This window comes from Shewanella sp. MBTL60-007 (assembly GCF_019654915.1).
GTDB lineage: Bacteria > Pseudomonadota > Gammaproteobacteria > Enterobacterales > Shewanellaceae > Shewanella.
In genome coordinates, this window is the sequence record NZ_BPET01000102.1 from 1 (window position 1) to 8,510 (window position 8,510).

General features: G+C 40.5%; 4 protein-coding genes and 1 pseudogene. 3 read left to right on the forward strand and 2 right to left on the reverse strand.

Annotated features, from left to right (window positions below):
* The first annotated feature begins 842 nt into the window (after positions 1 to 842).
* Positions 843 to 2,024 (forward strand): MFS transporter TsgA, encoded by a 1,182-nt coding sequence (gene tsgA, locus K5Q92_RS23045; protein WP_220771169.1) that lies wholly within the window; start codon positions 843 to 845, stop codon positions 2,022 to 2,024.
* A gap of 347 nt (positions 2,025 to 2,371) precedes the next feature.
* Here tsgA and K5Q92_RS23050 read toward each other — a convergent pair whose 3' ends face one another.
* Positions 2,372 to 3,904 (reverse strand): Ig-like domain-containing protein, encoded by a 1,533-nt coding sequence (locus K5Q92_RS23050; RefSeq protein ID WP_220771170.1) that lies wholly within the window; start codon positions 3,902 to 3,904, stop codon positions 2,372 to 2,374.
* Between the two features lie 256 nt (positions 3,905 to 4,160).
* Here K5Q92_RS23050 and K5Q92_RS23055 point away from each other — a divergent pair, with 256 nt between their 5' ends.
* The gene (locus tag K5Q92_RS23055; protein ID WP_259649684.1) at positions 4,161 to 4,682 is read left to right on the forward strand and encodes a MarR family winged helix-turn-helix transcriptional regulator; all 522 of its coding nucleotides are present in this window, start codon (positions 4,161 to 4,163) and stop codon (positions 4,680 to 4,682) included.
* 153 nt (positions 4,683 to 4,835) lie between these two features.
* Here K5Q92_RS23055 and K5Q92_RS23060 read toward each other — a convergent pair.
* Positions 4,836 to 5,063: pseudogene (locus K5Q92_RS23060) on the reverse strand (MATE family efflux transporter); the annotation flags it as partial.
* 448 nt (positions 5,064 to 5,511) lie between these two features.
* Between K5Q92_RS23060 and K5Q92_RS23065 the strand changes: the two are divergent.
* Positions 5,512 to 8,349, forward strand: coding sequence for a TonB-dependent receptor domain-containing protein (locus K5Q92_RS23065; RefSeq protein ID WP_220771172.1), 2,838 nt, complete (start codon positions 5,512 to 5,514; stop codon positions 8,347 to 8,349).
* The last annotated feature ends 161 nt before the right edge of the window (positions 8,350 to 8,510 follow it).

Here is an 8,510-nt window from a genome sequence, read left to right on the forward strand (position 1 = left end):
GAGCAGTTTGGTAGCTCGTCGGGCTCATAACCCGAAGGTCGTTGGTTCAAATCCAGCTCCCGCAACCACTTCTTTATTTAAAGAATAAAGTGATATGTAGGCCAGCGAAAGCTGGTTTTTTTGTGTCTGAAATTTGCTGATTTTGTTACTTGCATCGTAAGTGTAGAGAAACAAATTGGGATGGAGCCGCTTGGTAGCTCGTCGGGCTCAACTCTTTATGAAAGCTAGGCGAAGGTCGTCGCTACTTCTTTATAAAAAGTAATCCGGCTCCCGCAACCAATTCTTTATTTAAAGAATAAAGTGATATGTAGGCCAGCGAAAGCTGGTTTTTTTGTGTCTGAAATTTGCTGATTTTGTTTTTTTGTGTTTATACGGACGCGGGATGGAGCAGTTTGGTAGCTCGTCGAGAGCAGCTTTTTATAAACTTATGCCCAAAAAAATAGGGATAAGATCCTTATCACTCTTTTGATGAGAGTAATCCTACTTCCGTAATCAATTTTATAAAATAAATAACTAACATGCAGGACTGAGAAAACTAATTTATGTACCTTTGTTCATTTGAACTGCAATTGTTTAAGCCTAACTAGCGGTATATATAATATCAGCCGCATTGCAAATATGTTGTTAGTGTTGGTTGTATGTTCACTTCGTTTTTGTATTGTTTTTGATGTTTATTCGTGAGTGTATAGAACGTAAAATTAATTATCTTGGACTAATTTATTTTGGTCCTTTTTACGAAACTCATCAATGTAACAACTTGTATCATGTTAAAATAACTTAGTTTGAATCGACTTTTAAAAGTCGATTTTTTTTATTCTATTTTTACCTATACAGGACTTGCTATGACCGACCGCAATCGCATCCTACTTACATGGATAAGCTTTTTATCCTATGCATTAACAGGATCTTTGATTATTGTCACCGGGATTGTGATGGGGGATATTGCTAAATTTTTCAATTTGCCTATCTCCAGCATGAGTAACACTTTTACATTCTTGAATACGGGTGTATTAATTTCTATTTTCCTTAATGTATGGCTAATGGAAATCATTTCACTGAAAAAGCAGCTGATTTTTGGTTTTATCCTGATGGCATTGGCGGTATTAGGGCTAATGTTTGGTCATAATCTCGCAATCTTCTCCGGTAGCATGTTTGTTCTTGGGCTGGTTAGTGGTATTACCATGTCAATTGGTACTTATTTAATCACTCGTCTCTATCATGGTAAACAACGTGGTTCACGATTGCTGTTTACTGATTCATTTTTCAGTATGGCTGGTATGATTTTCCCACTAATCTCGGCTGCTTTACTCGCACATAGTGTTGCTTGGTATTGGGTATATGTTGCCATTGGCATGATTTACCTAGTTATCTTTATACTGGCACTTATTTGTGAGTTTCCAACGCTGGTTAAGCCTGACGGACAACAGCAAGCGGTAAAAGAGAGGTGGGGGTTAGGTATTTTATTTTTAGCGATTGCAGCACTTTGCTATATTTTAGGGCAAATGGCTTTTATTTCATGGCTCCCTGAATATGCAACTAAATCGTTGGGTATGAGCTTAAATGAAGCGGGTCAGTTACTGAGTTATTTCTGGGGAGCATACATGCTTGGCATGTGGGCCTTTAGTATGATAATGAAACGATTTGATATTCAATATTTTGTATTGGTGCTTTCTGCTTTAGCCACTGGATTAATGTTCTGGTTCAATATGGATAAAAATACTGAGCATTTACTTATTATCATCTCAGTATTAGGTTTCTTCAGTAGCGCAATTTATACGACTATCATTACTCTGGCATCACAGCAAACCAAAGAAGCATCACCTCGTATTGTTAATTTTATTTTATTATGTGGCAGTATAGGTACGATGTTGACTTTCGTTGTTACCAGCCCAATTGTGAAGAGTTATGGGGCACATGCAGCAATGCTAACTGGTAACGGCTTATATGGGGTTGTCTTTATCATGTGTTTATTAGTGAGCTTTGTAACTAAGCATCGTATTCATGGCCACTCATCAAGTCATTAATCAATTAGGGCAGTGTAGATAAATAGTTAAGCCTCATCTTTTGATGGGGCTTTTTGTTATTTCACTCTAAGTGTTTTTATCGCAAAGTTAGCTAGCCTTCGAATGAAGCCTGATTACGTTTATTCTGGATTGGTGTAATAAGCATTCAGGTGGGGGGGAGTGGAATAATTAAGATACATTTAGAAGAGGTGATCTAATTTAATGATAAAAAGAGCTAAGTAATTAACTTTAGCTCTTTACTGATTGTAAGAAGGTAAACCCTCTACCTTTTAACAGTTTTCAACTCTAACGAAAATTATCAAGTTATCTTTATCTGGTGCTCAGACTTCCTGATGTCTTGGTTCGTTTTAGTTATGCATCTTCTTAATTGTTGCTGCTAACTCGTCGTAGTTCTCATGACAACTTCCACAACTGTCTTTAGCAACGTTCCATGGTTGAACGTATTGGCCATCAGCTGAAAAATTTTCTGGACTATCAGATGGTAAAGACAAGTTAATTTTAAAGAAGTGGTTACTCTTGGGCATGTGGCAGTTTGTACATTTTGCAGCAAACTCATGCACCTTAAGCTCTGAAACGAACGTCTTATTGCTATGGCAATCAGTACATGTTTTCACCATTGCATCTTCGTGACCGGGTTGATCCTCATTGGCTTTTGAACGGTGAGGGTTATGACATGTATGGCAAGCCATATTACGCTTCTTACCTGTTGCAATACCTGTATTCGCATCAAGACCAAGCATATGATCGCCGGCTAATCGACCACCATCAAAGTACGGAATTGATCGACCACCAATAGTGTCGCCGCCAAAGTCTTTATTATGTTCACTGACAAAGTCTGGGTAGTGCCGATTAGTCTTCTTTGAGTGGCACTCAGAACAGGTAATAGCTAAGCCATAACCCATATCATCTTTTACTAAGTCTGAAGTTAAACGCCCTTGTGCAACACGTGAGATATCATCAGGAGAACGTGTTTTGATATGAATACTACCTGCACCATGGCAAGCTTCACACTGGATCCCTGCTTGATTATAGGTACCTGCGAACCCTTTTAAGCCATCCTGATGGTGCGGATTAAGGTCTGAGTCAGGCGTATAATCTTTCCAACCCGTGGAGTGACAAAGGCCGCAATCAAATTGCTGTGAGTCTGGAGCCGAATCGGGCTTGTATCCCTGAATATGATTAATGGAAATGTCATCGCCATTTTGTGGCAAAGAGACGGCAACCCCTTTACCCGATAAAATAAAACCATCTTTATCTATAAAGTTAGCCCAAGTGTCATAACCGCCAATTACATAGCTTATGTCATCCCAACTATTAGGCGTGCCAAGGCTATTGTTGGCTTCATACATGAGCTCTACAACACCATCGATATTGCTAAATGGGTATTCTGGAGCCTTACCGTCGACGACTTTATTGAGCTTAAAATTATGACCTGTCTCAAAGAAGGTTGCTTTATCTGTATGGCAGCTCACACAAGTTTGCGAGCCTACGAAATCCGCTTTATCCTGCTTTGGATCAAGTACTGTAATGGCTAATGTACTGCTTGCTGTGGCTCCCTGTAGATCTGCGACTATATATTCAATAACAGTCGTGCCTACTTTTTCGGGAGTAAACTGAATGTCGTTACCGTGTTGCGATGCTGACCCTGTACCTTCAATAATCTCCACCCGTGTCAGTGTTAGCTGTTGGTCTTCAGGATCGGAGTCGTTAGCCAGTACGTCAATTCTTTCATGTGTACCAAGATAAACTGTCGCAGTATCAGCGACAGCTATAGGTGCCTGATTTTCAATTTCGGGGATTACGGGTGAATCATCACTGCCACAACCTGTTAACGCAATAGCGAAAGTCAACGCTAATTTGCTCGTGTTAATCGTTCTCATATCATCACTCTCTATTGTTATATACCAACTCTCTTTGGAGGTGGCAGGAAGCACCATTAGTTAATTAGCCTTGACCATGTAGTACTTACTTCACGAACTCGGTTAATCTGCTACTAGCTGGGAGTTATTGCTATTTCTTTAAAATACAAACAGCAATGTATCTTTCCAGAAAGATACTAGGTGGATTTTGTCTTTCTAGCAAGGTATATTGAGAGGTGATTTTATATAATTAGAGGTAGAGCAAATGGAAAAGGGCATGGAAGACATTTTACAGTTGAACCAAGACAACTGGCCAGAATGTGCAAAGACCTCATTCCCAGCGTTACTACGGCTTACCCAAGTTAATAATATTTTTATTCAAATTATCAAAGAGTGTGTCGAATCATTTGGCTTGCAAAGCGCTGACTTTAATTTGTTAACCTGTCTGCGCCGCAATCCTGCGCCCCATGTTTTATCGCCGACAGATCTCTATCAAAGCATGCTGTTTAGCTCTGGAGGGTTAACTAAGGTTCTGACTCGTTTGCAAAAAATGGAGCTGATTGAGCGGATAGATAATCCAGAAGATAAACGCAGCAAACTAGTGATATTGTCTGGGAAAGGCAAGGCTTTGGTTGAGGATATTATGCCAGTGTTGCATCAAAAAGAGCGACGAATGGTTGAAGCACTGAGTGATGAAGATCTTAAGTCTTTAGATGAACTAATGCAGCGAATTATGCAAAGCATGAATAGTGGCAGTCAAATTTATCCGACACGAATCCAGTTTAGCGATATGGCTTAACATCTTTAGCTTATAGCCGTTTTTACACAGTACTTGCACTCTAAAATCTGGATGAGGCCGAGACAGTGTTGAAAAAGTTGGATAATATTGATGAATTAAAAAAGGGCTAACTCATTGCTAAGTTAGCCCTTTACTATTGCACTGAACAGCAGGTTAAAGTGCTGAATGTACAGCACCTGCTTTTTGAACATATCTAAGGCGCAGCGCGAACAGCACTGCTGCAGTTGTTAAACCTGCAATCAAGCCAATCCAGAAGCCTTGAGCTCCCATATGCGGCACTATGATGTCGGTGCGCGCTAATGTGTAGCCTAAGGTCATACCCACGCCCCAATACGAAACCAGCGTGATATAAAATGCGCTGCGGGTATCTTTATAACCACGTCAAGCTAACTGGTAATGGGTTATATGGGGTCGTCTTTATCATGTGTTTATTAGTGAGCTTTGTAACTAAGCATCGTATTCATGGCCACTCATCAAGTCATTAATCAATTAGGGCAGTGTAGATAAATAGTTAAGCCTCATCTTTTGATGGGGCTTTTTTGTTTCAGTCTTAAACCACTTACATCAGTAGATGGATCTTTTGCTGCCTTAATCATATTAATTATTCAGTCATCGCTTCTACAGTTTTATTCTTGTAAGTATTTTTTTCAATATATTCAGTGTTGTAAATAAATGTTACATATTTTGTTTGCCAAAAATTGACATAGCATAAGTTCGTAGTTGATGGTTGTCTGGCTTGGAGAAGGTGCAAGGACAATCCTAGTTAATGAATTTGGTCAATCAATAACTCTGAATGATGAAGTTCGTAATTAACGAAGGAATGTTGAATATGATGAAAATAAATAGTTTGTGTCATGCTGTAAAGATTGCGATTTTTGCAACAACAAGCACAACGTTAATGGCTAGTACAGGCGTTTTTGCTGCAGAGCAAGAAGGTGAAAACATTGAAAGAATCGAGGTAACAGGATCAAAAATTAAACGAATAGGGGAGCTTTCTCCGACACCAGTAACCGTGATTACTGGTGCAGAAATGATGGATATGGGCATAACGAATGTAGCGGATATTTTGAACAAGCTACCATCGTCGACCGTTGGGATCTCTCCTGAAACATCTAATAACTATATTTTCGCCAATGGGTTAAATAAAACGGATTTACGTGGTTTAGGATCTGACCGTACATTAGTTTTGGTTAATGGTCGACGCTTTGTTGCGGGATCGAATGGTGACTCTGCTGTTGATTTGAATACCATTCCTACGGCAATGGTCTCGCGTATGGAGGTGATTACTGGTGGTGCGTCTGCGGTATATGGTTCTGATGCAATCGCAGGTGTTATTAACATTATCACTCGTACTGATGTTGAAGGTGTTGAGTTTGATGCTTCTTATATTCAGCCGGAGCAAAGTGGTGGTGAAGAGAGTCAGTTCTCTATCACTGCAGGGGGAAATTTCTTAGAAGACAAACTTTCTACGGTATTTAACTTTACTTACGCTGAACAAAAAGAGTTACGTCCAACAGACAGAAATTTTTTAGATAACCCCGTAGGCAGTATTTATAACCCTGATACTTCAAAAGGTGCACCTGCGCGTATTCTTTATGAAGGCCGCAAGCCATTATCTTGGCTTAATGAAGCTGGTACATTTGTGGCGAATGATGATAATCGTTATACGTTTGCAGATGACGGTTCGATGAGGTTATTTGATTATGGTGAAGGGGTCATTCTTGGTCCGGGTAACAACGGCAACTACTGTGGTCCAAGCTGTGAAGGTTATGATCCGGTTGATTACGGTCTAATTCGTACACCACTTGAGCGTATGGTATTTACATTAAATACAGACTACGACCTTAATGATGGTCATAAGATTTTCACTGAAATTACGTATGTAGACTATCAGTCAAATGGTGAGAGTACTCCAGTATTTCACACCAGTAATTTTATTCAGGCAGATAATGCTTTTTTACCTGAAGAAACTAGGCAGTTAATGGCTGATACAGGAATGAGCAAGTTTAATCTTGCACGTCTTGATAGGGAATTTGGTAGCCGTACTTATAACCAAGACCGTGAAACAATGCGGTTTTTAGTGGGGATTGAGGGCGCGATTAGCGATGATTGGGATTACGCTTTCCATGCACAGCGTGGCCAGTTAGAAGAAACGACACTGTGGAAAGGGCAGATTTGGGATCAACGTTATAATGACGCAAAAGATGCGGTTTTTGACGCAGATGGCAATATCGTTTGCCGTGACGCCGAAGCTCGTGCAGCAGGTTGTGTTCCGTTAAACCTTCTTGGCGAAAACCAAGCAAGTCAAGAAGCAATCAATTGGGTCGGTACCAGTGCGGGGCAAACTGCTAAGACAACTCAAACCAGTGCAGGCTTAGTGGTCAGCGGTGCGTTATTTGATGTGCCTGCGGGTTATGTTAGCGCGGCATTTAGTGTCGATTACCGTAAAGAAGAGTCTGAGACAAAGCCTGATCAAGCGTTAGTCGATGGTACTATTTTCGGTAACACAGTTAACCCAATGAGTGGGGAATATGATGTTACTGAATTTGCCGCAGAATTTAGTATTCCGCTATTGTCAGATACCTTCTTAGTACACGATCTAGGCCTTGATTTAGCTTATCGCTGGATGGATTACAACACTGCAGGTCAAGATGATGCTTGGAAGGTTGGTTTAAATTGGGCACCTATTGAAGATTTACGTTTTCGAGCGACGCGATCTAAATCGGTTCGAGCCCCCAATATTGGGGAGTTATTTAGCCCTAAGATCCAAACTTTTGAGAGCTTTACTGACGTTTGCGACAAGATCAACGTTGAGTTAGGTCCAGATGCTAACCGTAAGCGCAACTGTCAAGCTACAGGCTTACCAGAAGGCTGGAACCCAACAGAAGAGTGGTATCTAAGCAACCACCCAGGAAGCAATGCGGGTAACCCTGATCTAAAAGCTGAAACTTCAAACGATTACACTGTTGGTGCGGTTTATACGCCTAGTTATCTAGACGGTTTCTCAATCACAGTCGATTACTGGGCATTTGAAATTGATGATGCGATTAACTACATAGGTGTTGATACAGCAGTTCGCTACTGTTACGACTCAGAGTCATTAGATAACATCTATTGTGATCTATTCACTCGTGATGCAACGACGGGTGATATCATTGACTTCGTACAGAGCCCAGTTAACTCTGCATCGTTTAACGTAAAAGGTCTGGATATTGAAGGTCAGTACGACATTCCTACAGATAGCTTTGGTGATTTCCGCATTCACGTGATTGCGACTTACCTAGAGCAGTGGGAATATAACCCAACAGGATTTGAAGAAGACTTACAAGTCGATGTGGGTGAATACACAGATCCACGTTGGAAGGCGATGTTCAGCCTAGGTTGGAAGTATGATGCACTAAGTCTAGAAGCGCGTGCTAACTATCGCCATTCAGCGGTTGAAGATAATGAGTGGAAGCCTGAGAACAACAACTACAATGATATTCCATCGCATACAGTTTGGGATTTCACTGGTTCGTATGACTTTACAGATGACTTCTCTTTACGCTTTGGTGTATTGAATGCATTTGACCTAGAACCACCACGTAATCCCTATGTATATGACGGTGATGGTTACTATGATACTACAGGTCGTGCATTCTTCCTCGGTGCAAACTATAAGCTCTAATTTGAGTTAGCGATAATTCGTTAAAAAGTTAGTCTGTCCCGTCCTGAAATAGGTTGACGGTTTTTACTAGACCAGTAGCTTCTGCTGCTGGTCTTTTTTATGCACTTGATTAGGTGTTTTCATACCCAAGCTTAAGTGCGGCCTCAGCTCATTGTATATAA

Coding starts and splice junctions, on each gene's coding strand:
- K5Q92_RS23050 (WP_220771170.1), bottom strand. CDS start 3,904: ATGAGAACGATTAACACGAGCAAATTAGCGTTGACTTTCGCTATTGCG.
- K5Q92_RS23055 (WP_259649684.1), top strand. CDS start 4,161: ATGGAAGACATTTTACAGTTGAACCAAGACAACTGGCCAGAATGTGCA.
- K5Q92_RS23065 (WP_220771172.1), top strand. CDS start 5,512: ATGATGAAAATAAATAGTTTGTGTCATGCTGTAAAGATTGCGATTTTT.
- tsgA (WP_220771169.1), top strand. CDS start 843: ATGACCGACCGCAATCGCATCCTACTTACATGGATAAGCTTTTTATCC.